At 38.2% G+C, this 26,668-nt stretch carries 26 protein-coding genes and 3 pseudogenes; 10 read left to right on the top strand and 19 right to left on the bottom strand.

Going from position 1 to position 26,668, the window contains the following annotated elements:
* Positions 1-256 precede the first annotated feature (256 nt).
* Positions 257-325 (top strand): putative holin-like toxin, encoded by a 69-nt coding sequence (locus tag Q0E20_RS09420; protein WP_366509611.1) that lies wholly within the window; start codon positions 257-259, stop codon positions 323-325.
* Between the two features lie 153 nt (positions 326-478).
* Here Q0E20_RS09420 and hisJ read toward each other — a convergent pair whose 3' ends face one another.
* The 5 genes from hisJ to Q0E20_RS00450 form a co-directional block, all read right to left on the bottom strand.
* The gene (hisJ, locus tag Q0E20_RS00470) at positions 479-1,345 is read right to left on the bottom strand and encodes a histidinol-phosphatase HisJ (protein ID WP_005384476.1); all 867 of its coding nucleotides are present in this window, start codon (positions 1,343-1,345) and stop codon (positions 479-481) included.
* 76 nt (positions 1,346-1,421) lie between these two features.
* On the bottom strand, positions 1,422-1,922 hold the full coding sequence (locus Q0E20_RS00465) for a GNAT family N-acetyltransferase (RefSeq protein ID WP_295994684.1): 501 nt from the start codon (positions 1,920-1,922) through the stop codon (positions 1,422-1,424).
* Positions 1,923-2,140: 218 nt separating this feature from the next.
* A complete protein-coding gene (locus tag Q0E20_RS00460) occupies positions 2,141-2,809 on the bottom strand; it encodes an energy-coupling factor transporter transmembrane component T (protein WP_295994683.1) in 669 nt (222 codons plus the stop codon).
* Positions 2,810-2,817: 8 nt separating this feature from the next.
* The gene (locus Q0E20_RS00455; protein WP_295994679.1) at positions 2,818-3,627 is read right to left on the bottom strand and encodes an energy-coupling factor ABC transporter ATP-binding protein; all 810 of its coding nucleotides are present in this window, start codon (positions 3,625-3,627) and stop codon (positions 2,818-2,820) included.
* The gene (locus Q0E20_RS00450; RefSeq protein WP_295994676.1) at positions 3,620-5,203 is read right to left on the bottom strand and encodes a tryptophan transporter; all 1,584 of its coding nucleotides are present in this window, start codon (positions 5,201-5,203) and stop codon (positions 3,620-3,622) included. Before Q0E20_RS00450 ends, Q0E20_RS00455 begins: the two co-directional genes overlap by 8 nt.
* A gap of 160 nt (positions 5,204-5,363) precedes the next feature.
* Here Q0E20_RS00450 and Q0E20_RS00445 point away from each other — a divergent pair, with 160 nt between their 5' ends.
* The 6 genes from Q0E20_RS00445 (at position 5,364) to rbsB (ending at position 11,072) form a co-directional block, all read left to right on the top strand.
* Positions 5,364-6,020, top strand: a complete 657-nt coding sequence (locus Q0E20_RS00445) for an NAD(P)H-binding protein (protein ID WP_295994673.1) — start codon at positions 5,364-5,366, stop codon at positions 6,018-6,020.
* Positions 6,021-6,264: 244 nt separating this feature from the next.
* Positions 6,265-7,149: a ribokinase gene (gene rbsK / locus Q0E20_RS00440; protein ID WP_295994670.1), complete on the top strand. Its 885-nt coding sequence runs from the start codon at positions 6,265-6,267 to the stop codon at positions 7,147-7,149.
* 121 nt (positions 7,150-7,270) lie between these two features.
* Positions 7,271-7,684, top strand: coding sequence for a D-ribose pyranase (rbsD, locus tag Q0E20_RS00435; RefSeq protein WP_295994667.1), 414 nt, complete (start codon positions 7,271-7,273; stop codon positions 7,682-7,684).
* A gap of 59 nt (positions 7,685-7,743) precedes the next feature.
* Positions 7,744-9,225, top strand: a complete 1,482-nt coding sequence (locus Q0E20_RS00430; protein WP_295994662.1) for a sugar ABC transporter ATP-binding protein — start codon at positions 7,744-7,746, stop codon at positions 9,223-9,225.
* A complete protein-coding gene (locus Q0E20_RS00425; RefSeq protein ID WP_295994659.1) occupies positions 9,225-10,160 on the top strand; it encodes an ABC transporter permease in 936 nt (311 codons plus the stop codon). The genes Q0E20_RS00430 and Q0E20_RS00425 overlap by 1 nt, the downstream gene beginning before the upstream one ends.
* A 9-nt stretch (positions 10,161-10,169) precedes the next feature.
* Complete coding sequence (rbsB, locus tag Q0E20_RS00420; RefSeq protein WP_295994656.1) at positions 10,170-11,072, top strand: ribose ABC transporter substrate-binding protein RbsB; 903 nt, start codon at positions 10,170-10,172, stop codon at positions 11,070-11,072.
* 113 nt (positions 11,073-11,185) lie between these two features.
* Here rbsB and Q0E20_RS00415 read toward each other — a convergent pair.
* The 5 genes and pseudogenes from Q0E20_RS00415 to Q0E20_RS00390 all read right to left on the bottom strand — a co-directional run.
* A pseudogene (locus Q0E20_RS00415) lies at positions 11,186-11,659 on the bottom strand (GNAT family N-acetyltransferase); the annotation flags it as partial.
* 90 nt (positions 11,660-11,749) lie between these two features.
* Positions 11,750-12,523 (bottom strand): annotated as a pseudogene (locus Q0E20_RS09415) (amino acid ABC transporter ATP-binding protein).
* Between the two features lie 116 nt (positions 12,524-12,639).
* The gene (locus Q0E20_RS00400; protein WP_295994644.1) at positions 12,640-12,780 is read right to left on the bottom strand and encodes a hypothetical protein; all 141 of its coding nucleotides are present in this window, start codon (positions 12,778-12,780) and stop codon (positions 12,640-12,642) included.
* A 68-nt stretch (positions 12,781-12,848) separates the two neighbouring features.
* Positions 12,849-13,316, bottom strand: a pseudogene (locus Q0E20_RS00395) (MFS transporter); the annotation flags it as partial.
* Positions 13,317-13,462: 146 nt separating this feature from the next.
* A complete protein-coding gene (locus tag Q0E20_RS00390; RefSeq protein ID WP_295994642.1) occupies positions 13,463-13,936 on the bottom strand; it encodes an Rrf2 family transcriptional regulator in 474 nt (157 codons plus the stop codon).
* Positions 13,937-14,064: 128 nt separating this feature from the next.
* On the opposite strand from Q0E20_RS00390, the gene Q0E20_RS00385 reads away from it, so the two are divergent.
* Both Q0E20_RS00385 and Q0E20_RS00380 read left to right on the top strand, forming a co-directional pair.
* Entirely contained in the window at positions 14,065-14,979 is a 915-nt protein-coding gene (locus Q0E20_RS00385; RefSeq protein ID WP_295994639.1) for a DMT family transporter, read from the top strand.
* Between the two features lie 9 nt (positions 14,980-14,988).
* Positions 14,989-15,114 carry an S-ribosylhomocysteine lyase gene (locus tag Q0E20_RS00380; protein WP_295994636.1) on the top strand — a complete coding sequence of 42 codons (126 nt, stop codon included), beginning with the start codon at positions 14,989-14,991 and terminating at the stop codon, positions 15,112-15,114.
* A gap of 521 nt (positions 15,115-15,635) precedes the next feature.
* Here the strand turns inward: Q0E20_RS00380 and Q0E20_RS00375 are convergent.
* From Q0E20_RS00375 to Q0E20_RS00350, 6 genes are all read right to left on the bottom strand, one after another.
* Complete coding sequence (locus Q0E20_RS00375; protein ID WP_295994632.1) at positions 15,636-16,964, bottom strand: S-layer homology domain-containing protein; 1,329 nt, start codon at positions 16,962-16,964, stop codon at positions 15,636-15,638.
* 130 nt (positions 16,965-17,094) lie between these two features.
* Positions 17,095-17,748, bottom strand: a complete 654-nt coding sequence (gene pcp, locus Q0E20_RS00370) for a pyroglutamyl-peptidase I (protein ID WP_295994692.1) — start codon at positions 17,746-17,748, stop codon at positions 17,095-17,097.
* Between the two features lie 21 nt (positions 17,749-17,769).
* Positions 17,770-18,699: a DUF979 domain-containing protein gene (locus tag Q0E20_RS00365; RefSeq protein WP_295994629.1), complete on the bottom strand. Its 930-nt coding sequence runs from the start codon at positions 18,697-18,699 to the stop codon at positions 17,770-17,772.
* Position 18,700: 1 nt separating this feature from the next.
* On the bottom strand, positions 18,701-19,450 hold the full coding sequence (locus Q0E20_RS00360) for a DUF969 domain-containing protein (protein ID WP_295991173.1): 750 nt from the start codon (positions 19,448-19,450) through the stop codon (positions 18,701-18,703).
* Positions 19,451-19,624: 174 nt separating this feature from the next.
* Positions 19,625-20,110: a GNAT family N-acetyltransferase gene (locus Q0E20_RS00355; RefSeq protein ID WP_295994626.1), complete on the bottom strand. Its 486-nt coding sequence runs from the start codon at positions 20,108-20,110 to the stop codon at positions 19,625-19,627.
* 242 nt (positions 20,111-20,352) lie between these two features.
* Positions 20,353-22,353, bottom strand: a complete 2,001-nt coding sequence (locus Q0E20_RS00350) for an S-layer homology domain-containing protein (RefSeq protein WP_295994623.1) — start codon at positions 22,351-22,353, stop codon at positions 20,353-20,355.
* A 593-nt stretch (positions 22,354-22,946) separates the two neighbouring features.
* Between Q0E20_RS00350 and Q0E20_RS00345 the strand changes: the two genes are divergently transcribed.
* Positions 22,947-23,219, top strand: coding sequence for a hypothetical protein (locus tag Q0E20_RS00345; RefSeq protein WP_295994620.1), 273 nt, complete (start codon positions 22,947-22,949; stop codon positions 23,217-23,219).
* A gap of 129 nt (positions 23,220-23,348) precedes the next feature.
* On the opposite strand, the gene Q0E20_RS00340 is transcribed toward Q0E20_RS00345, so the two are convergent.
* From Q0E20_RS00340 to Q0E20_RS00330, 3 genes are all read right to left on the bottom strand, one after another.
* Positions 23,349-23,849, bottom strand: a complete 501-nt coding sequence (locus Q0E20_RS00340; protein WP_295994618.1) for an ECF transporter S component — start codon at positions 23,847-23,849, stop codon at positions 23,349-23,351.
* A 262-nt stretch (positions 23,850-24,111) separates the two neighbouring features.
* Positions 24,112-25,578, bottom strand: coding sequence for a DASS family sodium-coupled anion symporter (locus tag Q0E20_RS00335; protein ID WP_295994616.1), 1,467 nt, complete (start codon positions 25,576-25,578; stop codon positions 24,112-24,114).
* A gap of 241 nt (positions 25,579-25,819) precedes the next feature.
* A complete protein-coding gene (locus Q0E20_RS00330; RefSeq protein ID WP_295994614.1) occupies positions 25,820-26,644 on the bottom strand; it encodes a MetQ/NlpA family ABC transporter substrate-binding protein in 825 nt (274 codons plus the stop codon).
* Between the last annotated feature and the right edge of the window lie 24 nt (positions 26,645-26,668).

Genomic DNA, 26,668 nt, shown 5'->3' with positions numbered 1-26,668 from the left:
TGTACCATGAGGATCATCCTTTCTATAAACTATGCTCATATTACTATTTAAAATATATAGATTCTTTTAGATTTTATCGCTTTATCACGCTAAAGTATGAAATTATAATAATACTTATGAAAAAAAAAGTCAATAAAATATTCAAATTTCACTACTTATACTGAAGTATAAATTACTAAAAATATGATACACTAAACTTAAGAGCTAATTAACGTGTGTTAGTACATCTCTTTCGCTAGCGAAAGGAGATGGTGATATGACTACTTTTGAAGCCTTATCATTAATGATTGCCTTCGCAACATTGGTCGTTCTTATTCTAAAGTAAGAATGACCTAACACCCCGTAAGGGACATTAGGCCATTTCTCATTTTTCTATTTTTTTGAAGATGAGCCTAACGCATTCCACAACGTTAATTGGCTCTTCTTGTCTTTATTATATCATAATCACATAATATATCTAGTCCATCACATAATATATCTAGTCCCAAACCTTTGCTACATCAGCTACGCTATGCGCATCGGATCCTAGCACAAAGGGCACTCCAATAATAGCAGCTATCCCCTGAATAAAGCGGCTTGGATACATTTCACCGCAATCAGGTTTAAAGAACCCGCTCATATTATAATCTAGTTCTCTACCTTGAACGCGCATAATATGTAATATATCGCTTACCAATTGAGCATTCCGTTTATCTAAATGGTGTTCAAATCCAAAATGATGTTGGTATTTCTTGATTAAATCAAAGTGACCAATTCGCTTTGGCGTATACGCACCTAAATCAGCGCGCACCGCTTGGCGAATAATACTAAAGTATTTATAATACAATTCACTTTGATTAGAAATCCAAGGTCCAAAGCCCTTTTCAAATTCCTCTGTATTATAGTCAACACAGTAGTATTTTCCCCCTACACCATCCATAAAGTGAACAGATAATATATTATCGTCCGTCAATGGGCCATAGCGATCAAGGAAGTCTTGTATATCACTTTCAAAACCTGGGATATAATCCACCTCAAAGCCAAGGGAAATATCGATATGTGTACCATAGGCTCGTTGTAATTCACGTCCCAATTCAAGATAAGAATCCACTTGATTAAGTTTAAGAGATGCCGTATCATAGGCAACCTTATCACCGCCATATTCAGCCTCAAAGGCCTTTGGTAACGGAGCATGCTCTGTTAAACATACCTTTTCGATGCGTAGTTCAATGGCCTTTTCAATCATCAATGCCGTTCTATCACCGCTACCATGTGGACATAATTCAGTATGAAAATGACCATCCACCAATCGGCTACGATACGTACTATTGCCTATGAACTGCCGTTCTGCTTTCATATTTATCATAACTTACTGTACCCCTATCTATGTATAACATATAATCCGCAACCCCACGGACATATGAATGATTTAATATCTATTATTATACCAATAATGCGTAAGTTTCGGTATCCTGATATTTTCCATGTTTAAAACCGACTTCAGGGGTAAGTCCACAATAGGTAAAGTTAAAACGCGTATGCAAAGCAGTACTTGCCTCATTGCCTGCAGTAATAACAGACACCACCGTATGCAATGTATCATTTTCTTTGGCATGTTCTAAAATATGGGCCATCAATTTAGATGCTACACCTTTACCACGATAGTCTTGATGAATATATATAGATAATTCTACAGTACTTTTGAAAGCATCCTTTAATCGATACGGTGAAAGCGATGCATAACCCACCACTACACCATCAATAGTACCGACAAAAATACAATGCTCTACAGTCTGATGAGCAGAATACCATTCATGCCACTCTTCTAATGTACGTGGCTCAAGATCTAATGTGGCTACACCATGTATAACCTCGTAGTTGTATATGGCTAAACAAGCAGATACATCATTTTTTGTGATTGATCGAATGACTAATTCACTCATACATATTCCTCTAAAACAGTTTATGAAAGCAACCTTAGCTGTAACTACATACAACTATTGGTTACAAAATAAGACAAAAAAATAAGCAAGAAAAAGGACGAGCGGCAACTCGTCCTTTTTTGTTATATTGTAGGTAATTTCGTACGCTTTACTACCTATCTGTAGCATATCATAAATATATAACACTGACTAGCAATAAAATGTAGGCAATTATCTCTCTATAATACGCCAAACAAAATAAGCGTAACTACAACTAACGCAACAATAACTATATAGTCTAATAGTTTAAGACCTACTGATGCGGCAAAACTATGTGTCTTGCCACCAAATCCTCTAAGTTCCAAGGATAATGCCATTGTTTCAGAGCGGCCCAAAGATTTTAAAAGTAATGGCTGAATGACAGAGGCATAGGATTTCATGCGTTTAAAAATATTACCTTCTAAGGACAGTCCTCGACAAGATTGCGCCTCTTGTACAGCCTTACTTTCACCAAGAAAATCTGGTACAAATCGAAGGGCTGCGGTGAACATAAATGCATATGCGTAAGGAATTTTGCATTGTGTTACAAGGGCCGCTGTTAAGTCTTGTAATTTAGTCGTTGCCAAAAGTGCAATAAATACGAGTGTCATGGCAAGCATGCGAAGACCGGATACAACAGCGGATACAACGTCTCCACTGCCTAAATATTGAACAAGGCCTAAAAATACAGCAAATACGATTAAGGCTAATACAGCCTTATGTTGTTTCCATAATAAGCCAGTCAACAATAATGCTACTAATTCTACGACAACTAATGCCATTAATGACATCCAATCCCGCAAGAAGATGGCCCATACAGATACAGCAAGGGTCATCAAAATTTTTGTTAATGGTACTAATCGTTCCATGGCCCCTCCTATTCTGCCAATTGCGCAATAAGGCGCATCCGCAATTCATCCATCGATTTACAATAACCTAGTCCCGGCACGGCTTGTGAAAGCTCTACACTTGGCGGCTTTGTTAAGCCTAAATCGTGTAATTCATCAGTAGATTTTGAAAATAACGCTTCTGGTGTGCCATCAAAGGACACAGTGCGATGGCCCATGATGATAGCACGGGAACATTCAGCAGCCATAATTTCCATATCATGAGTAATCAATAAGATTGTAATGCCTTCTTGGTTCAACTGACGAAGCAAGGCCAATAACTCTTTTGTTTCCTTACCATCTTGACCACTTGTGGGCTCATCGAGGATAAGAATGTTAGATTGCATCGCCAATGCAGATGCAATGGCAACACGTTGTTTTTCGCCACGGCGCAATGTAGGTGGATACTCATTGCGTAAATGGCTAATACCACAACGTTCTAATACTTCGTCTACAATACGTGTAACTTCTTCTTTAGATCGACCCAAAGATTCAGGGCCAAAAGCTATCTCAGTAGCTACGGTAGGTCTAAACATTTGACGATCTGGTTGTTGAAATACGTAGCCAATGAATTGACCCCGTTTAAAGGCTGGCATGGAGGTAATATCCTTACCATTGTAACGAATATGACCTTCGCTAGCCTTTTCAAGTCCTACTAAAAGGCGTGTAATAGTAGTTTTACCACAACCATTCTTACCACCAATAGCGATAAATTCGCCTTCATGAATAGTAAAGTTTACATTTCTAAAAATATCTACGGTAGGCACATAGCCAAATCGTAAGTTTTCTACCTTAAGCATGTGCACCACCTCCTGTACTTTCACCTATCGTATTACTATGTTGAGTTTGGCTTTCACCAGCATCAATTACATCACTGGAATTTTCATAACGAGACCTGTCAATCGCCTTAGCCATCTCTATATGATGAAGGCCCTTGATAGCCGATTCAATGCTAAGCCAAGGTTCATCACTATGATAACCAGCTTTTTCAAGTTCCATATAGGTTGTAAATACAGATGGCAATGCTTCCACATAAATATCATGATTGTACATGTATTCCAATGTTGTAGCCACATCGCTATCGCATACGATTTCACCGTCCACCATAAGTGCCATGCGGTTAGCATATGGCAATACAGCATGTAAATCATGGTCGATAACTACAACGGTAATACCATGATTGCGATTTAAATCACCAACGAGACGATATAGTTCAGCCGTCCCATCTGGATCAAGAGAACTAGTCGGTTCATCAAGAACTAGAACAGATGGATTTGTTGCCAACACGGAAGCAATTGCTAACCGCTGACGTTGACCGCCGGACAAGCTCGTAATTTTACGATCCTCAAGACCTTCAATACCAACTTGTTTAAATACCTCTGCACAACGAGTATCGATAGTAGCTCGATCGTAACCACGATTTTCCATGGCAAAGGCCACTTCTTCGCGAACGGTCATCGTTACAAGTTGCGTATCATAATCGGCAAGAACAACGCCAACATGATTTGCTAATTCAGGAATCGACAATTGTGTTGTAGCCTTACCATCTACAAAAACCATGCCTTCAAGGCGACCGCCATAAAATTTAGGCACAGCCCCAACCATAGCCATACAAAGGGTACTTTTACCACAGCCAGCAGGGCCTGTTACAACAAGGAAATCACCTTCGTGAACATCGAGATTGATGTTCTTTAACGTAGGTACCGTGGCCTTAGGATGGAAATAATTCATATGCTCAATAGAAATCTTTGCATCCCGTTCTGGCGTAATAACAAGTCCACTATGATCACTAGAAACCTCACCACCACTTGGCAACATGCCACGTTTTACAAACATCTTTTGAGCCGGAATATACAACACAGGTGTAATTGCTGCATTTACAGCTGCCACCACTAATACGAGAGGCCACATAGCATACAAATACACATTATTAGGTAATCCTGCAATTTGCCATAACAACGTAACGAAAATACCACCAGATACAACAGTTGTAAAGAATGCACCTACTATCGGTGTAATCTCAAAGGAGCCAATTTTACCGATTTTCATAGATGTCATGGTACGCGAAATGAATGTTATCACCAATGCACCAGCTGGCTCAGACAACAAGTTACCATAAGGGAAGCCAGATTTTGAGGTTAAAACTTCAATCAAAGCAGCTACTAAGCCAATCCCTAATGCTTGGGAGACGCTAGGTTTTGTCAATAAAATCGCCACACAATACGCCGCAATCATCCAGTTTGGTGTAACACCTGCAAAACTAGGACTTACTAAATGCAAAATCGTGCCTAATGCGAGCATCAAGGTACTCACTGTTACCCATCTAAACTGTCCACCCTGGTCATGAGTGTACACGAGATCCTTTATTCGTTCCATAATACCCTCTTTTCTTCAATAGAATATATACTGTTTATTTTAACATTTATATGGGTATTGTGAAAGTTTATAATCTTTTTCTATACAAAGCTTTCTCACTTCCTCGTCACATAGTTATGATATAATGCATATATTAATTACGCCCACACAGGAGGTCCACATGTACAAATATATTACAATCTTAGGCGCTGCAGGCCAAATCGCACAACGATTGACAGCAACACTGTTAACATATACAGATATGCACATCACATTATATGGACGTCAATTGAGCACACGCATTCATCCGGAAATTTTAGAACACGAACGGATAACCGTTATCGAAGGATCGTTCCAAAACCCTAAAAAATTAGAGGAAGCCGTTAAGAATACAGAAGTCGTATTCCTTAGTGCTATGGAAACTGGCAGTGATATGGCAGCTATTGTGAAAGCACTTGCTCACCAAAACATTCGCCGCATCATCGGTTTATCCATGGCCGGTCTATCTGGTGAATTTCCAAAAGAACTAGAAAAATGGACTTTTGATAATCTACCAATTAGCTATGTACAAGGCGAACGTCAAGCGCGCAACGTATTACGCGAATCCAACTTAAACTACACGATTTTACGTCTCCCTTGGCTTTATAATGACATGGAAAATACGAATTATGAATTAATCCCTGAAGGGGCTCCATTCAACGACGCACAAGTTACACGGGAAGCTGTGGTAAAAGCTATTTATGATATCCTACACGTTGAAGACGAAACACCATTCAGTCGTGCCAGCATTGGTGTAGGTGAACCAGGTACACACTACGATAAACCATCGTTTTTATAATCACCATATATTAGGAGACCTCTATGGAACTTTCAAATGATACATCAATTGGACTAATCTGATATTAATATCCTTAACGGTTTATAAAACTACCCAACATCTTCGGTATACATTTTCATGTTTAGAAAATGTATACCGATTTTTTATGCCCATAATTTATGGTTATTTATATAGATAAACAACGTTATTTACGCTATACTAATAACAGAATTAAGATACACTAATAAATAGGTAAGGAGATATCATGAATCGCATTGTTGTTATAGGTAGTTGTAACATGGATATTGTAGTCCTCGCTGATAAGCGTCCGGCTGCTGGCGAAACAATTATGGGCAACGAATTGCATATCGCTCACGGCGGAAAAGGTGCTAATCAAGCGGTAGCAGCGGCCCGTTTAGGTGCAGAGGTAACTATGGTAGGTTGTATCGGTCAAGATGCATATGGTCAAATGATTTTAGATAATCTCAAAGAAAATCATATCAATGCTGACTATATCGTCACTGTACCAGATACAACAACAGGTACTGCTCATATCACGTTAGCTGAAGGCGACAACAGCATCATCGTCATCGCTGGTGCTAATGCCAAAGTGGACAAATCTATAGTTGATAATGCTTGGTCCACTATCGAACAATCGGATCTCGTAATGGTTCAAAATGAGATTCCTATTCCAACTATTGAATATATTATTCGTCGGTGTCACGAAGCCAATGTGAAAGTCCTCTTAAACCCGGCTCCAGCAGCTAACCTCAATCCTGAATGGTTAAAATTAGCAACCTATATCACACCAAATGAACACGAATTATCGGCCCTCTACCCTAATCAATCTACCGAAGAAACATTATTAGCTAACGAAAACAAGATTATTGTTACCCTAGGCAGTAAGGGCGTAGGCTATGCTGATAACGGAAAAATCCACACCGTATCTGGCTTCAAGGTTGAGCCAGTAGATACCACAGGTGCAGGTGATACATTTAATGGTGCCTTTGCAACGGCTATTGTTAATGGTAAAAGCCTCGCCGCTGCCCTACACTACGGCAATGCAGCAGCTGCCCTCTCCATCCAAAAACTAGGTGCACAATCAGGGATGCCTACCAAGGATGAGGTCGATTTCTTTTTAAAACAATAAAGTTATTTAGAAACGAATATACATTTCTAAACGACTTTGGCCCTGCGAAGGCCTTTGGCCGGAGTCAGACCCGGCCGGTGGAGGCTTAGAAATGTATATTCGTTGATTAAAGGAGTTTATTATGCAACGACATGGTATTTTAAATAGCCATATTGCTAAGGTTCTTGCGGATCTTGGCCATACAGATACGATTTGTATTTCTGACTGTGGTCTACCCGTACCTGAAGGAGTTCAAAAAATTGACCTCGCTTTGGAATTTGGTGTACCAAGTTTTGAGCAAGTTGTATCTCTTATCACACAACATATGAAGATTGAAGCAATTCATATTGCTAAGGAAATGAAAGATTTTAATCCAAATAATCATGATTTCTTAGAGTCAACATTCCCTTGCGATGAATTCGAATGGATTACAACTAGTCACGAGGCTTTCAAAGAAGCAACTAAACGGTGCAAATGTATTATTAGAACTGGTGAAGTATCTCCATATGCCAATATTATCTTGCGCGCCGATTGTATCTTTAGTGATCGTCCGTAAAATATAGCAATTTATTACATGCAACAATCGATACTTTCACCAATTATATAGGAGTAATTATGGAAATTGTTATGTCAGGCATTGCAAAGGCATTTGGTACGAACCAAGTACTACGAGATGTCAGTATTACCCTCAAGGAGGGTGAGGTTCACGCCTTGATGGGCGAAAATGGTGCTGGCAAGTCTACCCTCATGAATATCCTTACCGGTATTCACAAGGCAGATGCTGGTACAATCACCATCGACGGCGTAGAACGCACCTTTCCTAACCCAAGAGAGGCCGAGCTAAACGGTGTAGCCTTTATCCACCAAGAGCTCAACATTTGGCCAAATCTTACATTATTAAAAAATTTATATTTAATGAGACCAAAGCGCAATAAATTTGGTATGCTCGATAAAAAGGCGATGCTCGCTGAAGCAGAAAATACATGTCGCGAACTAGGCATCGAATTACCGCTCACAACTGAGGCAGGTCTTTGCTCTGTTGGTCACCAACAAATGACGGAAATCCTTCGCATCTTGATGTTAGATGCAAAGGTTGTCATCATGGACGAACCGACTGCAGCCCTCACAGAGCGAGAAACAGCTACATTATTTAACATGATGCGCAAAATGAAAGCACGCGGCGTTGCAATCGTGTACATCTCGCACCGTATGGAAGAGGTATTTAGCGAATGCGATACTATAACGGTTATGCGTGACGGTCATACGATTATCACAAAACCAACGGCAGAAATTTCTGTAGATGAAGTGGTACGCCACATGGTGGGCCGTTCTATCGACGAATTTTATCCCGCTCGTACTACAGTACCAGGTAATGTAGTCATGAATGTCGATAAGCTAAAACCAGAAGGCTTTAACCATGAGATTTCTTTTTCCTTGCGCAAAGGGGAAATTCTAGGAGTAGCAGGCCTTATGGGTGCCGGCCGTACAGAAATTATGCGTGCTATCTTTGGTGTAGATAAACACAATGGCGGTACCGTAACAGTTAACGGCTCCGTTCTGAACTGTAAAAAACCAGAAGATGCCATCAAAGCTGGCATTGCTTTCATCACAGAAAATAGAAAGAGCGAAGGTTTAATTCTCGATTTCTCCATCGGTTCCAATATTACATTGCCAAACCTCAATGATATTTGCCCATCCCATGTATTGGATAACGGCAAGCTTAATTCCTTTGCTGACGAATTGTCTAAAAAGTTAGGCGTTAAAACACAATCAATCCACGAACCAGCATCATCCCTATCCGGTGGTAACCAACAAAAAGTAGTTATTGCCAAATGGGTTGGCAAAAAACCATCCATTATCATTATGGATGAGCCTACGCGCGGTATCGATATTGGTGCTAAACGTGACATTTATGATTTAATGAATGAATTAACAAACAATGGTGTATCCATTATTATGGTATCCTCTGAATTACCAGAAGTACTTGGCATGAGTGACCGCATTATGGTTATCCATGAAGGATGCGTAGCTGGTGTATTAGACCGCAGCGAAGCAACACCAGAATCAATTATGACATTAGCCACAGGAGGACAATAATGGACAGCAAAGCTTTACAATATGTAAAAAAATTAGGCCCCCTCATCGGCCTCATCCTATTATTTATTATTATTTCTGTCATGAACGACAGTTTCCTTGAATTTTCTAACTTGCGTAACTTATTGCGCCAAGTATCCATCAATGCAATCATCGCTTTTGGTATGACATTTGTCATCTTAACAGGCGGTATCGACTTATCCGTTGGTTCCATCCTCGCCCTTTCTAGCGCCGTGATGGCAAACCTCATTGTAACTGGTACAGACCCTGTGTTAGCTATTTTCTTAGCTGCTGGTGTCGGTCTCGTATTAGGTGGTATTAACGGCCTTGTTATTACCTATGGCCGCGTAGCTCCATTTATCGCAACCTTAGCAACCATGACAATCTACCGTGGTGCTACCTTGGTATTTACCGATGGTAATCCAATTTCCGGCCTTACGCAAAATCCTCTATTCCACGGTTTTGGCCAAGGGGACATTGCAGGCCTTCCAGTTCCAGCTATCACCATGTTCTTAGCTTTTATCATTCTCTGGTTCGTATTGAGCCGCACATCCTTAGGACGTAAAACATATGCCGTAGGTGGTAGTGAAAAGGTTAGTTACATTGCTGGTATCAAGATTGACCGCGTTAAAATCTTCGTGTATGCCTTGACTGGTATGCTCTGTGGTATCGCTGGTGCAATCATTACATCTCGTCTTAACTCTGCACAACCTACAGCAGGTGCAGGCTACGAACTTGACGCTATCGCAGCGGTAGTTCTCGGCGGTACAAGCCTTGCTGGTGGTCGCGGTCATATCGTTGGCACCCTCATTGGTGCCCTAATTATCGGTACCCTCAACAACGGGTTAAATATTCTCGACGTTTCCAGTTTCTATCAACAAGTCGTAAAAGGTATTGTCATTTTATTAGCTGTTCTTGCAGATCGCAAGAAAGCTTAGGAGGTTTCTATGAAAAAACTATTGTTACTGTTGGCGATGGCCGTTATGGTTATCGGTCTTGTAGCAGGCTGTGGTAAAAGTTCTGATAACGGCGGCGACAAAAAATCCGGCACTATCGGCTTCTCTGTTTCCACATTGAACAACCCATTCTTCGTATCTATGAAAGAAGGCGTTGAAGCTCAAGCTAAAGCGCTTGGTCTTAAAGTTAAAATCGTTGATGCTCAAAACGACCCTGCAAAACAAGCAAATGATATTTCCGACTTAATTGAAAGCGGTGTGTCCGTATTGATCATCAACCCTGTAGACTCTGCAGCTATCTCTACTTCCGTAGAAGCAGCAAACGCTAAAAACATCCCTGTAATCACTGTTGACCGCTCTGCTGATAAAGGCAAAGTCGTTGCTCACATTGCTTCCGATAACGTAAAAGGCGGCGAAATGGCAGCTCAACTTATCGCTGATAAAGTAGGCAAAGCTGCAAAAGTAGCTGAAATCGAAGGTATCCCTGGTGCTTCCGCAACTCGTGAACGTGGCCAAGGTTTCCACAATATCGCTGATAAAAACTTAACAGTAGTGGCAAAACAAAGTGCTGAATTCGACCGTACAAAAGGTTTGAACGTAGCAACTAATATCTTACAAGCTAACCCTGATGTACAAGCTATCTTCGCTCATAATGACGAAATGGCATTGGGTGCTATCCAAGCAGCTAAATCCGCAGGCAAAACAATCTTTATCGTAGGCTTCGACGGTACTGCTGACGCAGACAAAGCTGTTCAAGATGGCACATTGGCTGCAACAATTGCTCAACAACCAGACCAAATGGGTAAAATCGCTATCGATACAGCTCAAAAGATTATCAAAGGCGAAGCTGTAGAAGCTAAAATCCCTGTAGATCTTAAAGTTGTTACAAAATAATTGTATATAGAAACTGGGTACAAAAAAGAGTCGCATCCTTTGATGCGACTCTTTTTATTTTTGCACTTGTTCCAAGAATCTTTGAAAACGCAATAATCCTGGTAACTACAGTATTTTTTGAAAAATATGGTGATATGTACCTTACCAGGCAGTTGTTTCCGCTTATATTCTTTAAAGGCAAAGCCTTCATACATTTTGGCAAGCCACAGATGTTCTGCAGCGGTACCAAGGGTTACGGCTGGTGTTTTATATACATTACGCAATAAATCTTCTGCTTTGGCTAACACTTCTCGATCGTAGCCTTTTCCCTTATGTTCAGGGGCTGTTACAAAGTGCGCAATGTGCGGATATACATCCGGTGTAGCCTTTGGTATCCAAGGCATGCGGAATGAAATAGAGCATACCAAAGAGCCATCTACATACAGACCAAATACAGGATATTTCAAGATCCATGCGCGAGACTCTTCTTGACTAAAGTTGATAGCATCAAAGGATATAGGGTAGTTCTTATTCTCTGCATACCCTGCAATCAATACCTTATGGTACTCAGCCGCATCATCTACAGTTAATTGTCTAATTCCTTTCATTATGTACCTCGTTTAAATACTTTATTTAAAGTGACCTAACGCATCAAGTATTAGGCCGCTATTTTTTATCATTCTAGTATCATCTATACATTACAGTGCTACGCTATCAAGAGGCAAGTCGCTGTCGAGTGTAAGGTAACTACTCAAGAATTTACGAGTACGCTCCTCTTTTGGATGTTCTAGGACCACTTTAGGATCACCTTGTTCTACGATGACGCTGCCTTACATGAATACTACTTAGTCTGCTACTTCTTTCGCAAAGCCAATTTCATGCGTTACGATAATCATGGTTACTTCTAACTCTTTAGCGATTTTGCGGATAACGGCCAATACTTCACCTACCAACTCTGGATTGAAGACTGATGTAGGTTCGTCAGAGAGGATAACCTCTGGGTCCATCGCAAGGGCACGAGCGATGCCGATACGTTGTTGTTGACCACCGGAAGGTTGTACAGGATAGTAATCATCATAGCCTTCCATGCCTACTTCCTTGAGAAAACGTTGGGCATTCTGACGAGCTTCAGATTTTTTCATCTTCTTAACTGTTACAAGGCCTTCCATGATATTTACAATAACATTCTTGTTAGAGAATAAATAATAAAACTGGAACACCATGGATGTATTGCGGCGTACATTTAAGATTCCCTTATTAGACGCTTTATGTAGGTCTACAGAAATATCATTTAATTGTATCGTCCCTGCATCAGCCTTTTCAAGGAAATTCAATGTTCAAAGGAACGTCGTCTTACCACTGCCGAATGGACCAAGGATAACCATTACAGAACCCATTGGTACATGTAGGTCGATCCCCTTTAAAATTTCACGGTTCCCAAAGGATTTGTGAACTTGTTTAATATCTATCATAATACATTACCTCGTTTATACTTGCTTGCATAGACTTCTAAACGATGGAAGATAAATTCAAAGACAATCCCCATCACCCAAAATAGACCGGCCACCACACCGTAGGCCTCAAAATACTATGAATTTTCCTCTATATATAACTTTGCAGCACCGAACAATTCAATTACCGTAATGACGAATACAATACTTGTACTCTTCATAGTGTCAAAGAATTGATTAGTAAATAGTGGCAACGCAAAGACTTTCACTTGTAGCAATACGATACAACGAAACGCTTGGAAACTCCCCTTATAGTTTCTAGTGAATTTTTGTTTTTCACTGTCTACTATATGGGGAGTATACCAGGTTTTCTTATGCTTTTAATTTGATGTGGATCTGTTTCATCTGCTAAGGCTATAAATAAAATTAAGAAAACTAATGTTATTACTATTAAGAAAAGAAATGCAGCTGCTACTGAATGAAAAAATTGGGCAATAGCTGGTAAGAAGACAGCTCCTATGGCATTTTCAACATTACCAAACCCAACAATTCCTAAAATTATCCATTGTTCTTTCTCAGAAAAATAGCTACTCACGTATGAGGTGGAGACTGAGAAGGAGGCTCCAGATATACCGATAAACGTTGATAAAATTAATAGTATTGAGTAGGTGGGATGAAAATACAGAAAGACAAAAAATAAAGTGAATAGAGGAAGTAAAGTTAATAGAAATAGGATGATATAAATTCTTTTACCTCCATACCTATCACTTAGGTACCCAATTGGTATCCGGAACAATGATCCTAGTAAAACTGGAAAGGCAACTAAAACTTTTGTTGCCTTTGACTCATGCTGACAACCAAATTAATATTATTAATTAGTACACCAAACTTGACCAACTCATAAAAGTCATTATCATAGCTAAAGTTCCTAAGATGAGAACACGATTTTGTCTATTTGCGTTACACATTATTTTTTATCCATTCTCTTAGTTCATCTAAATTATAATTTGAACTTACTTGATTGAAAACCTGAGCTAAGGAAATTGAAGAGAGTGTTGTGACTAAGGTATTTTCGATAATATCAAGTGAATCAGTAATTGCACATTTTTGTGCTTTTTTCCCTTCGTTTTCACCTAAAAATTTTTTTAATAGCTGTTGATTAGCAAAGATTTTTCCTCGTCCTTCAATAGCAATAAAAACATCATAAAAACTTATCTCCTCCAGAGACTTTGCTAATGAAAAACCACCATATTTTCCAGGAATAGAAGTGATTAACCCCTCATTTACTAGAAGTTTTATTATTTTTTTTAAATATGAATGTGAGGTTCCTAATCGCAAGCTTAATGCTTGAGAGTTTATTGTTTTGTTATCTGGTAACTGAGATAATATTAAAAGAACATATACTGATTGTTCCCAACCAGATGATAGTTTCATGTTGACATCCTCCTACAAAAAGTTATATAGTCTCTAATAGAGATATTTAATATCTCTATTAGAGACTATATTTTTTTCATATTATAACTCTTTATAAATACCTTGTAAAGAAAGGAAGGATGATAAAATTGAATTTTAAAAAGTCCTCAAGAGCTTCGTTTTTGCTTAGTATTACTCTAACAACTATTTTTATGGGGTCATCATTTCCAACGGGCAAGTATTTAATTTCACTAAACCATGCCCCTCCTTTTCTGATTGGAAGTTGGAGATTTATTAGCGCGGGTATTTTAATGTTATTACTTACTCTTTTTACTGAAGGAGTATCTAAAGTTATACCTAAAAGTAATGGCAAAGTAACCAGCGGTTTTCTTCTAGTAACCGTTATAGGAATTTTACAGACAATTGGTACTATGGGGTTTTTAAATCTTGCAATGTCTAAGGGTTTATCTTCCTCAATGTCCTCAATTATTTTATTTACTAATCCTCTATGGTTAGCAATTTTGGCACCTTTTCTTTTAAACGACAAGCTTAATAAATGGAAAATTTTATCATTATTTTTAGGAATTACAGGAGTAATTCTATGTTTAGGGCTAGATAAAACGGCGTTTAGCGTAGGTGCTTTTTTTGCACTTCTTGGTTCATTTTGCTGGTCTATTAATACGGTCATTACTAAGCGAGTTCCTTTTGATCAAGGTTCATGGGTGTTTACAGGATGGCAACTTCTTATAGGTGGTATAGGAATGTTTATAATTTCGACATTTCTACATGAGCATTATAATTTGACACAGATTGATACAACTGGTTGGTTTTGCTTTATTTGGTTAATTTTGCCAGCATCTATCGGCTCCTTTTGGCTGTGGTTTCATAGCCTAAAACAAGGAGGTGCTACTAGTGCAAGTAGTTTTTTATTCTTAGTTCCACTATTCTCTACAATTTTTTCAATGATTGGTCTGCACGATCGTTTTACGCTAGGTTTAGTAATAGGTGGAATATTGATAATATTTTCGTTAATTTTTGTTAATAAAAGTATACCTAATATATGAGGGGATTAAATGGCAAAAGTAGAAAGTTTCAAATTAGATCATACTAAAGTTCGTGCTCCATATGTTCGCAAAATTGATACACAAGTTGGAGAGAAAGGAGATTCTATTAATAATTTTGATGTAAGACTTGTTTAACCTAATCAAAGTGCTATTCCGAGAAGAGGAATTCATACTATTGAACACTTCTTATTAGAGATCGTATCATTGGAGTAATAGATTTTTCTCCATTCGGATATCAAACAGGATTTCATCTTATTATTTTGGGAAATCACACATCATAAGAGATTGCTTTAGTGATAAAAGAATCTCTAAAAGAAATAGTAATTGATGAATTTAGTTGGAAAAATGACCCTGTCATGTCAGAAAGGCAATGTGGTATTTGCATAACCATTTTGTGTACGCAAGGCTCTGTGTCTTTGTTGCCATATAAAATCACCTTTCTTTTGCATATAATGTGGCTTGAACACCTACATTATACTTAAGCAAGGTAATTTTTTTGTATAACTTTCGTTGCCGTCCCCGCATAGCGGGTGGTTTAATGATTCGCGACTACGTCGCGAACCAGTCTAAAGATAATCTAAATAAAGCTTGAGCCACATCTTTTTTAGATATAACTCGAGCTTTATTTAGATTATGTATTATACAAACAACATATATTAGAACATGAAGTTCACGTCTGTACGCCAGTAATCACCTAAGTGGTTACCATCCATATCCTTATTTGCAAATCCATAGTATGCACCAATCGATACATTTTGGAACGGTACGTAGTTTACATTAGCTACGAAACCTTTGAACCCATTACGTACATGAGCTACACCCTTAGTATCTACATAATGTTGATTGTAGAAGCTATATGCAGGAGCAAAGGCACTACTAAAGATTGGAGAGTTCCCTTCTTGATAGTAATATTGACCACGTACGCTATAAGTATGAGCTTTCTTAATGTCATAGTTACCATAGCCAAGGCTAGTCATCCATGCTTGGGAGTTGGATACACCTGGCGCTGTAAGCCATTCGCCAAATACATTCCAACGGTTAAAGTTCATATTCGCGTTAAGGCCCCAGATATTTTTATATGGAGAATCGATAAAGGATTTAACTTGTTTCCCAGTAACCGCATCAATATTTTGACCTTGGTACAATTTACCATTATGGAATCGACCATACATACCGCCAAGAGTTACATGTTTATTAAGTTTGCCCTTCACTTCTAACATAGCAGCAGAGATAGTGTTTTCCTTATTTTGGTACGTACCTGCACCACCCCACCAGTAACCATAACTAGCGGATACATCTAACTTGCCATGTTTGTACATGAGTCGTGCCCCATCGATAAGATCATCATACATAAGGCCTAATGCAGGCGTATATAATTGACGACCTACGCGCAATGTTGTGTCCTTACCAAAATGATGATCTACATAGGCAAGATTTACCTGAGCTATATTAGCGTTGCTATTGCCGAGCTCACCGGAACCTTGTACACGAATAACCGCATCGGTTTTATCATTAACCTTAGCATTAAAGATCACACGCGCCCGATAATCAAAGGAGGAATGCTTTCCATAAGCATATGCATCATTTTTCAATTGACTGCCGCGATAGCGTAAGCGGTAGTTTCCTGTTACCTTCACATTACCCACTTGATTTTCTAATTTTGCTACACGCACGCCCAATGTGTTAAGTTCATTACTAAATTCATCGGCCAAGCGATTAATCATAGCTTGTTGTTCTGCATTAGCACGGTCTTGATTTGCCATGGCTTTTGCTACCATTTGGGCCATTTCGTACCGTGTAATATCATTGTTACCTTTGAAAGTTCCATCTGGGTAGCCATTAATAATACCAGCAGAAGCCAATTGTTCTACCGATTGATAGGCCCAACTAGAAGGATCTACATCGCTAAATGGATTTGCTGCATAAGCACTAATAGAACCTAATACAAAACAAGACACTAAGCTTGCTACTAATTTTTTATTCATAGAGATAACCCACTCTCATCTATACAAAAACTCAATATAAATATACGAGTCTATATGCGCCACACATTACTATAATATATAAAACACTACAAATATAGTTATCAATCATATAATCTGTTATATGCACTGATTATTCATGTGGTGTTGTATATGTAATATCCTGTGCGGCGTAGCTTTCACCATGAGCGAATATATGAACGATTGTTTCCAATGTAGCACGCACAGTTTCAATAGCCATGCTAGGTTGATTAGGTTTATCCACCACTTGAGATGGCAAGTATGGAATATGCATAAAACCAGCCTTGATATTACCTTTTTGAGCAGCATAATGGCACACGCCATACATCAAGTGATTGCATACAAAGGTACCTGCCGTATTAGAAACTTTCGCCGGAATACTAGCTTGGTGCAATGCATTAACAATATTTTTAATAGGCAATGTAGCGAAGTACGCACTAGGACCATCAACTACAATCGGTTCATCCTCAGGTTGGTTGCCTGCATTGTCTGGAATACGGAAATCATCACAGTTAATAGCAACACGTTCTACTGTAATATCAGGACGGCCACCGGCTTGCCCCACACAGAGAATAAAGTCTGGTTGGCACTTTTCAGCAGCTGCTTTCACCGTATCAACAGAAGTATAACGTACTGTTGGTACCATTTGTGTAACGACCTTGTAATCACCATCTGTATAACCATCCATAGTTTTAACTGCTTCCCATGCAGGATTAATAGGTTCGCCACCAAAAGGATCAAAACCAGTAATTAAAATTGTTTTCATCATAACACCTCTACGTAATTTCTAAAGAAAATAATACATTAGCAAAATATTCAATGTTAACATAACTAAAGCAATTGGAATTTGTGCTTTAATAACACCATATTGATCACGCATTTCAAGAAGTGCCACTGGCACAATATTAAAATTAGCAGCCATCGGCGTCATCAACGTACCACAATAACCTGCCAACATGGCAATGGCTCCAATAGCCGCAGGATTAGCACCATGAGCTACGACAAGCATCGGCACCCCAATAGCACTTGTAATCATAGCAAAGGCCGCAAAAGCGTTCCCCATAATCATAGTGAAGATAACCATACCAATACAATACGCTATAACGATAAGGAATACATTATCTGCTGGTACGACACTAGCAACAGCACCAGAAATAATTTTACCTACACCAGCCATATTGAACAAATAGCCAAGAGCAGCTAACAATTGAGATAAAATAGCAGTCCAACTAATAGCATCAATGAGTCGGCGTCCTTCGTGAAAGCCTTGTTTTACATTGGCTTTTGTAATGTAAAGCGCCACAAACATCGCAATAATAGCTGCAATAGCCAAACCTACAAGAGCCCCTAACTTGGTAAAGAATCCTATAATAAATGTAATAATACCAACGAGCAACGCTGGGATAAAAATAACATTACCAATACGAATGGCTTCTAACTTCTTAAAATCGATGGGAGATTCAAAATACCCCCCTTTGCCAAGTTGTTTTACTAGTACAATAACAGCCATAGCAATAACGAGCCACCCATTGATTTCTTTAGATAAGTAAGAACCAAAAATAAAAGATACACTGTACAATAACCAAAATAGTCCTGTTCCAATGCGGTGTTTATGCTCTTTATCCAAAAAGGATTGAATAGCAAATACAAATAAGATAATCCCTACGAGGAGGTATACATAATCTAAAGGTTGCATTTTATACAATAATTCCATCATATTATTCACCCTCCTTTTTTAATTCTTCTGGTGTGACAAGGATATTAAGCTCATTAGGAACCAGTTTACCAGCTTTCATATCTGCTTCGTCTTGCGCTACATAAGATTGAATTGTTTTATCAAAAATAAAGAATCGAATCACGCTGACTACGTAAGCACAAATTGCTGTTGGCAATCCATACAGTACCATATCAGTCAATTCCACGGTGTACCCTAATTGTTCCATAACACCTTTAATAAGCAACAATCCACCTGCTGCGAGGAACAAGTTTTGACCAAAGAAACTGCCTGTATTATCTGATGATGCAGCGACACCGCGAATTTTATCGAGTGTACGATGAGAAATAGGTCTACCTTGAGATACTGCGGCTTCACTCATAGGTGCAATAAGGGGGCGGACCATGGCTACTAGACCTGACATACCAATCCCCAATGCTACTGTTACTTGACGAACCAATAAATAGATCATAAAGATACGTCCCGCAGTAGCAGCATGAATTTTACTAATTAAAATTTCAGCACGTTCACGCAAACCATGGCGTTCCATGACACCTATAACAGGTAGAATTAAAATAAATAATGACATATAACGGTTTTTAACAAAGGCTTCTCCAATAGCGCCCACAATATCGGTAACACTAAGACCTGCAGCAAGGCCCGTTACAAAACCTGCTACGATGACAACTAACAAGGCATTAAAGCGCAGCATCAAACCGATGACCATCACTAAAATACCAGATAAGACTAACATATAGTCACATCCTTTCTTTAAACTACTAAAACTATATATTACACATATAGTGTATAGTAAACCCTTACCATCACACAATACGAACCATAAAAAACCTTGCAATGTATTGTACATAAACATCAACATATCGAATGCTCATCCTTATACAATACATTGCAAGGCTGATCTTGCGAACTAAATCAAATCTTTTTTAAATAATATAGTAGTATGTTGTTTTCCTCTAAAATGAACTTTATCATAAGCTTTAAAACCAAAGGATTCATACATTTTTGGCAACCATGGATGTTCTTTTGCTGTCCCAAGTGTTACCGCCGGTGTTTTAAATTGTTCCTTCAATAGTTTTTCTGCATATCCCAATGTTTCCCGTGCATAACCTTTACCTTTAAAAGCAGGCGCTGTAACAAAATGTGCAATGTGTGGGAACTTATCCGGTGTAGAATATTTCACCCATGGCATACAAAACGTAATAGAACTAACAAGTTGTCCATCAATATATAAACCGTATACAGGATAATTTTCTATCCATTCTTTTGACTCTTCTTCTGTAAAATCTATGGCGTCAAACGTAATAGGATAATCTTTAATAGCCGCATATCCATCAATTAATACCTTATGATATTCTGCAGTATCTTCTACAGTTAATTGTCTAAATTCTTTCATTATTTTTCCCTCATATTTATATTTTTATCAAACTACTACATTTATATTTTATACATATATTTGCATATTTATTTATCATAAATGTAATTATACTCCTATATGTATCTAAATGCAATAATTTTACATAAATATTTGATGAAATTTCAGAATCTTAATATTAACAAATAAAAACAGGATGTATCACGTGGATACATCCTATTTTGGAGCTTTCACAAGCTCGAGTGGAAGTTATAGTTAATGTATTATTGGCTAATACGGGAACCATATACGTCGCGTTGAGTTTTAGGTTCGTTGTTAACGCGAACACGTTCTGTTTTATGACGATCATTGTCAGCACCAGAAATACGATCAACACGATAATGGTTAAGACGAATATTTTGTAATTCAGGTTGGAATTCATTCATTGCACGACGCATGTTATCATCGATAGGTGCACCATTTTGAAGAGCACGGTACAACATAGTTGCAAATTCATAACGAGTCATTGTTGCATCGCCTTTGAATGTACCATCAGGGTAACCAACAAGAATACCATTACCAGCCAATTGGCTAATGTATTGGTAAGCCCAGTGATTACGAGGAACATCTGGGAATTCAGCAGTTTTGCTAGGATCAATTGCATGTGGATTCAACAATTGTAACAAATTATTATATTTGTTTTCAACATCTTGAAGACGTGCGTTCAATTCAGCAATTTCACGGCCCATAGCTACACGGGAACGAGATTCAGGTGCACGTTTGCCAAGACGAATGGATACACCTGCATTTAATTGAGGATTGCCATTACCTACTGTGCTACCAATGGAGAACATTGTGTCTTCATTAGGGCGATAGAAAGCACCCAATGCAGCAGAGTTAGCATTATGGTAGTGACCATAACCAGCGGCTACTGTCCATTTGTCATCTGGGTTGAAGTCTAATGGATGTAACGCAGCCAATGCAGCAGAACCTGCACCTACTTTATTAACACGTTGTTCTACTTCACCTACACGATTATTCAAGTTAGTAATATTATTATTGATTTGACCTGGTACTGTATTATCGATTTGGTTTTGTAAATCACGAGCTACAGAGAATAATTGGCTACCATTTACAGCATCTGTAGATGTAGCAGAGATTTCGCCTGCAGCTACATTCTTAATTTGACGTTCTTGACCAACTTGACCTACAGATACAGATCCATTGGTAGCGGAGCCTACACCAGCAAAGCCACCGTATGTATGAGTTTTAATTGGAGCACCACTTGTAAGACTAGTAGTAGTAATAGAAGCATCTCTTACAGCTCTTGCTGGAGCAGATTGAGATTGGTAACCAATAGCAACTGAATTTGCATCAGACGCAATAGAGTGGTCACCAATTGCCATAGCATGGTCAGCTGTAGCATGTGCATCAGAACCGAATGCATTAGAACGAATACCAATAGCATTTGCACCAGCACCATAAGCCTGTGCATGATCACCAGAAGCAATAGCAGAAGAACCGATTGCATTAGTATGTGCACCAGTAGCTTGAGCGCCAGAACCAATAGCATTAGCTTTATAGCCAGCAGCTTGCGCTTCATAACCTATAGCTTGAGAACGAACTTCGGATGCATTAGCACGCGTACCAATAGCCGTAGACCATGTACGTGCTGCATTAGCGCTATGGCCAACAGCAATAGATTCATTCATTAAAGCATTCGCCTTATGACCTACTGCCAATGCAGAACTACCGGCTGCTGTATTTTCAGAACCGATAGCAACGGAGTTACTTCTCCAGTCACCAAGTTTTTTAGTTCTGTCATCGCTTTCATTATCATAGTCACGATCACGGAAGTTTGCATCAGATTCTGTTACAGTGTTTTTGTAACCGTAACCAATAGCATGTGTACCATTAATAACGTTGCTATCACCAAATGCTTGTGCATAAGAACCTGTTACAGTATTACCGTCACCAAATGCATTAGCTTGGTCTCCATTTACTGTATTTTGGTTACCATATGCACTGCTAGAACCCGTAGGACTTGTAATATTATTACCTTGGCCAACTGCAATACTAGTAGCTGTACCATTTGCAACAGTACCATAAGAAACACTATTATGTGTAGTATCTGGAGATGCTGTTGCATTACCTGCTGCAAAAATAAAACCTTGTGCAGTTTGAATTTCAGCCGCACTTACAGGTGCAACTGCAGATACGCCTACAGCAGCTGTAGCCGCTAATACTGCAAATGCTAATTTTTTAGAATGCTTGTTTTCTCTCATCTTACACCCTCACTTAATTAAAAGTTTTAAATAAATACAATACAATTTTTCAGTCTCTCTATTCGCCTCTCTCTTCAGCCTAATCTTAAACAGTTTCTTCGTTGATACAAAAAGATATGTTTAAGTTAGTTTAAGAAAAATTTATATTGTTAATTACTTGCATAGCATATCAAAATATTACGATATATACAAGTCTTTTTCCATATAAAGTTCATTAATAAGTCTTCATATATCTTGAAAATAGCTTGATAGCTATTATTCTCATGTATATTAATATACTTATCAAATTTTATTATAACCATAAAAATTAGAATATTTTGTATATGGTTAACATAATACGATGTTCTTCTTATAAATAGTAAAGACGTTAATAAGCAATATAAATTTAACAAAATCTATTCTCATGCTAATCTCATGAAACAACAATGAATTACTGATGAGTGTTACTAATGTTCATCTCAGCCTCAGTAAACTCTATAGCTTTTTATAGAAGACTACGCCTAAAACTATTAATTTACATTTTTACGCACATAATATATAATTAAATCGAATGATTAATATCTTATTTTGTAATACAAAAAGGAGAGGGTATTATGGAAAAGTTAAATCAAAGAGGAACGTATTTATTGATTGCTGGCATTATTAGTCTAATCATTGCAATCATCATTTTACTCGTTATTCCAGATCCATCTGCTAACAATGTAGAGATAGCTAAAAAAGCTACTAATACAATGCAAGCAGCTCAAGAAATCTCTAAAAATAATCAAACGAGTATCTTAATACATACTCTTGGCATGGGACTTTTAGGCTTCGGTATTACAGGTACTGTGGGTGGTTTTATTCTTAAAATGCTAAAGAAAAAATAATTAAAGAAATCGATTATATATAAAAAAGGTGTTACTACATCCTCAATTGAAACAGTTCTGACTGTTAACAATAGGCTGATATAGTAACACCTTTTATTATTTAATTTACTAGAAACAAAGTTAAGGAATTTACTTAACCCGTTTCATAATGAGTAACGCCAATATAATGCCCAATGTAGATGTAACAAGTTGTGGCCAACTAGAGACAAATAACATTGTATTTACAATCTTTGGCGGAAGTTGAAATAAAGAAAAGAACAATGAATATCCACCAAACAATACGCCAGCTTTCACCAATGCAGCCACAATGATAAGCAAAATTTTCGACTTATGTTCTAACCAATACGCTACGAATACATAGGCGGTCGTCCCCAACCCAGTTATCAATATAAATGGCGGCAACGGCAACATGCCTTGTAAATGTGCTACCACTGGAGCCACCCAAGCAATAACAAGACCATTTTTCCAACCATAACGCCACGTAGCGAGCACAAACGTAGCCGACGTAATAGAACCGATTAAAAACATACTAATTTGATTCGGAATAAAGGGAAACATAAGGCGCAAACTTTGTGCCAACAAAGCAACGGCCAACAAAAGACCTGTCCCTGTAATAGACTTGGTAGACATAAGAACCTCCTACTATACGATATAGACTTTACAAGAGGTACCTACCTCAAATACAAATTTAATAAATAAACACCTATATGCGCTATTATAACACAATCTAGAGTTTCATTTTAGAGTATAAAAAGACCCACGAAGCGTTGCGTTCTGTCTGCGCGACTTTACTACACATGTAATGCCAATTTTAGATAAAAAAAGCCCTAATATATCTATCGAGCGACTTGCGAAGAACTGGAGCGCAGAGAGATATATTAGGGTTTTAAAACTATCCTAAAAGTGGCATTACGAACTGAATCCAAGGAATCCCTACCACGATAAAGATGGCAAGGTAGATAATACCAAAGATAGCACCGAGTTTCCAGAATTCAGGACCTTTGTTATAGCCACTAGCAAACCAGATTGGGCTATGACCTGTACCATACGGAGTAAGGATTCCCATAATCCCCATTGGTACTAAAAGAATTAACATAACTTGAGCTGGATCAACGCCAGGAATTTGAAGAATTAAAGTAGCAAATAAGCCTACCATAGCCGTTACATAAGCAGTACCAGATGCAAAGAAGTAACGAAGTAAACAGAATGCAAGCAATAAACCAAGAACTGCCATTGTAGGATCTAGAGACACTAAAGAGCCACCAGCAGATTTAGCAAGCCATTCCAAAAATCCTACATTTTTAAGGCCAGAAGCCATAGGCACAAGTGTAGCAAACCAAGTCAAAACATTCCATGCAGGTTTATTAGCAAGGAAATCTTGCCATGTCATGATTTTAGTAAAGACCATCAATATAATTACAATTAACGCTGTTGTTGTAGGATTAATATGGAACGTAGAAGCGCCAATCCACAATACAAGAGCCAATACAGAAATCAAGGCCATGAAGACTTCACTACGTGTCATAGCACCTAATTTGTTATACTCATCTTTTGCCCATGCTGCGATTTCAGGGGAACCTTTTACCTCTGGTTTGCAGAACACATAGGTCAACAACGGAGTGATGATGAATAAAATAAGGCCTACTGGCAAGAATGCTAGGAACCATGTACCCCAGTTTGCCGCTACGATACCAGATTTAGCAGATAATTCAAGAGCTAATGGGTTTGGTGCAGCACCAGTCAAGAAGATGGAACTAGATACACAAGTAGTTGCCAACGCTACCCAGTTCAAATAGGAACCAATTTTACGAGGGTTCTTGTCAGGATAGGAGTCAAACATTGGACAAATACTAGATACGATTGGATAAATCGTCCCACCAGAACGAGCCGCATTACTTGGAATGAATGGTGCCAACACAAGATCAGTGATAGCAATGGCATAACCAAGGCCTAAAGAGGACTTACCAAGCTTTGCTACGAGGAACAACGCAATACGACGACCAAGGCCAGAATTTTCATAACCAATACCAATCATGAAAGCTGCAAAAATCAACCATACAATGGCATTAGAGAAACCACTGAGGCCCCAACTGATAGCTTGTGCATCAGTGATTGCCTTTGCTACACCAGTTGCTTTATCTACAACAGGAGCAGGACCAACTTTGAATAACATAGACACGGTAACAGCAATAATACCGATGAAAGCTGGTGGGATTGGTTCTAAAATCAATCCTACCACGAGGCCAGCGAAAATACTTACGTAAATCCAAGAATCTGCGCCAAGGCCTTGAGGCGCACCAATAAGCCATACAAGAATAGCTACTACAAGTGGTGCGAATAATTTCCAATTCAATTTCATTAGAAACTCTCCTTACACATGAAAACAAAATAAAATACAAAAAGGCTTATTTAGTATATCAAAAATTTTAATAAGATGATATAAACTCACCCATAACACTTATTAATAGTTAATAAACTGTTAGTAATAGCTTTTATAACAACAAAAAGCGATACACCTTAGAATTAAAGAATTTAATCTAATTGGTATCGCTATCTATTTTATAAATATATTTTAATTGTAATTAGCTTACTAAATTATATTATTCACCTTTTGGAACAAACCATAAGCCATTATTATTTTTTTCCATGTAATCTTTGAATTCTTGAGAATGGTATGCGGCTACGAGGTCTTTTGCCCATTGAGCATCTTTATTTTTCTCATTAACTACGAGTTGTAATAACCATTGTGGTAATACGTCTTCATTAGCCAATGCTGATTTAGGATCGATTTTTGCATTGTAGATGATGGCACCTGTAATAACGATATAATCAAAATCAGTACGTACAGAAGGAATTGTAAGAGACTTCATTTCTGTAAATTTAAGATGTTTAGGGTTTTCAATAATATCTGCTTGTGTTACTGTGGCTAAATCTTTATTTGGATCAAGTTTAATCCAACCGATTTTTTGTAACAATGCATACGCACGAGCCATGTTGGATGCGTCATTTGGTACAGCAATTGTATCGCCATCAGCCACTTGATTTAAGGATGTTTTAGAACCGCTAAAAATACCTGCTGGTACAGTTGGAATTGGTGTTAATGCCACTAGATGACCATTTTGTTTTTCGTTGAAGTTTTTCATATATGCTGTATGTTGTTCAACGTTGAAATCTACTTCGCCATCGCTCAACACTTGGTCTGCTTGTACCAAGTCGGACATATCTACACCTTTAAAGGTATAGCCTTGTTTTTCTAAAATTGGTTTAACGCCCTTTTCAAAGAGTTCAGAATAAGGACCTTGAGACTTACTATAGGTTAATTCTTTCTTTGCTCCATTATCGCTATTATTAGAACCGCAGCCTGCGATGAAAGCTACGCTGAATACGAGTGCTGCACCAAGTGCTAGAATTTTCTTAAATTTCATAATATACGCTCCTATACTTTCACA

Source organism: uncultured Veillonella sp., from assembly GCF_934230905.1.
Taxonomy (GTDB): Bacteria; Bacillota; Negativicutes; order Veillonellales; family Veillonellaceae; genus Veillonella.
The sequence above is the reverse complement of the archived record's forward strand: the minus strand, read 5'-3'. Positions and strand labels throughout refer to the sequence as shown.

Coding starts and splice junctions, on each gene's coding strand:
- hisJ (WP_005384476.1), bottom strand. CDS start 1,345: ATGATAAATATGAAAGCAGAACGGCAGTTCATAGGCAATAGTACGTAT.
- Q0E20_RS00465 (WP_295994684.1), bottom strand. CDS start 1,922: ATGAGTGAATTAGTCATTCGATCAATCACAAAAAATGATGTATCTGCT.
- Q0E20_RS00460 (WP_295994683.1), bottom strand. CDS start 2,809: ATGGAACGATTAGTACCATTAACAAAAATTTTGATGACCCTTGCTGTA.
- Q0E20_RS00455 (WP_295994679.1), bottom strand. CDS start 3,627: ATGCTTAAGGTAGAAAACTTACGATTTGGCTATGTGCCTACCGTAGAT.
- Q0E20_RS00450 (WP_295994676.1), bottom strand. CDS start 5,203: ATGGAACGAATAAAGGATCTCGTGTACACTCATGACCAGGGTGGACAG.
- Q0E20_RS00445 (WP_295994673.1), top strand. CDS start 5,364: ATGTACAAATATATTACAATCTTAGGCGCTGCAGGCCAAATCGCACAA.
- rbsK (WP_295994670.1), top strand. CDS start 6,265: ATGAATCGCATTGTTGTTATAGGTAGTTGTAACATGGATATTGTAGTC.
- rbsD (WP_295994667.1), top strand. CDS start 7,271: ATGCAACGACATGGTATTTTAAATAGCCATATTGCTAAGGTTCTTGCG.
- Q0E20_RS00430 (WP_295994662.1), top strand. CDS start 7,744: ATGGAAATTGTTATGTCAGGCATTGCAAAGGCATTTGGTACGAACCAA.
- Q0E20_RS00425 (WP_295994659.1), top strand. CDS start 9,225: ATGGACAGCAAAGCTTTACAATATGTAAAAAAATTAGGCCCCCTCATC.
- rbsB (WP_295994656.1), top strand. CDS start 10,170: ATGAAAAAACTATTGTTACTGTTGGCGATGGCCGTTATGGTTATCGGT.
- Q0E20_RS00390 (WP_295994642.1), bottom strand. CDS start 13,936: ATGAAACTATCATCTGGTTGGGAACAATCAGTATATGTTCTTTTAATA.
- Q0E20_RS00380 (WP_295994636.1), top strand. CDS start 14,989: ATGGCAAAAGTAGAAAGTTTCAAATTAGATCATACTAAAGTTCGTGCT.
- Q0E20_RS00375 (WP_295994632.1), bottom strand. CDS start 16,964: ATGAATAAAAAATTAGTAGCAAGCTTAGTGTCTTGTTTTGTATTAGGT.
- pcp (WP_295994692.1), bottom strand. CDS start 17,748: ATGAAAACAATTTTAATTACTGGTTTTGATCCTTTTGGTGGCGAACCT.
- Q0E20_RS00365 (WP_295994629.1), bottom strand. CDS start 18,699: ATGATGGAATTATTGTATAAAATGCAACCTTTAGATTATGTATACCTC.
- Q0E20_RS00360 (WP_295991173.1), bottom strand. CDS start 19,450: ATGTTAGTCTTATCTGGTATTTTAGTGATGGTCATCGGTTTGATGCTG.
- Q0E20_RS00355 (WP_295994626.1), bottom strand. CDS start 20,110: ATGAAAGAATTTAGACAATTAACTGTAGAAGATACTGCAGAATATCAT.
- Q0E20_RS00350 (WP_295994623.1), bottom strand. CDS start 22,353: ATGAGAGAAAACAAGCATTCTAAAAAATTAGCATTTGCAGTATTAGCG.
- Q0E20_RS00345 (WP_295994620.1), top strand. CDS start 22,947: ATGGAAAAGTTAAATCAAAGAGGAACGTATTTATTGATTGCTGGCATT.
- Q0E20_RS00340 (WP_295994618.1), bottom strand. CDS start 23,849: ATGTCTACCAAGTCTATTACAGGGACAGGTCTTTTGTTGGCCGTTGCT.
- Q0E20_RS00335 (WP_295994616.1), bottom strand. CDS start 25,578: ATGAAATTGAATTGGAAATTATTCGCACCACTTGTAGTAGCTATTCTT.
- Q0E20_RS00330 (WP_295994614.1), bottom strand. CDS start 26,644: ATGAAATTTAAGAAAATTCTAGCACTTGGTGCAGCACTCGTATTCAGC.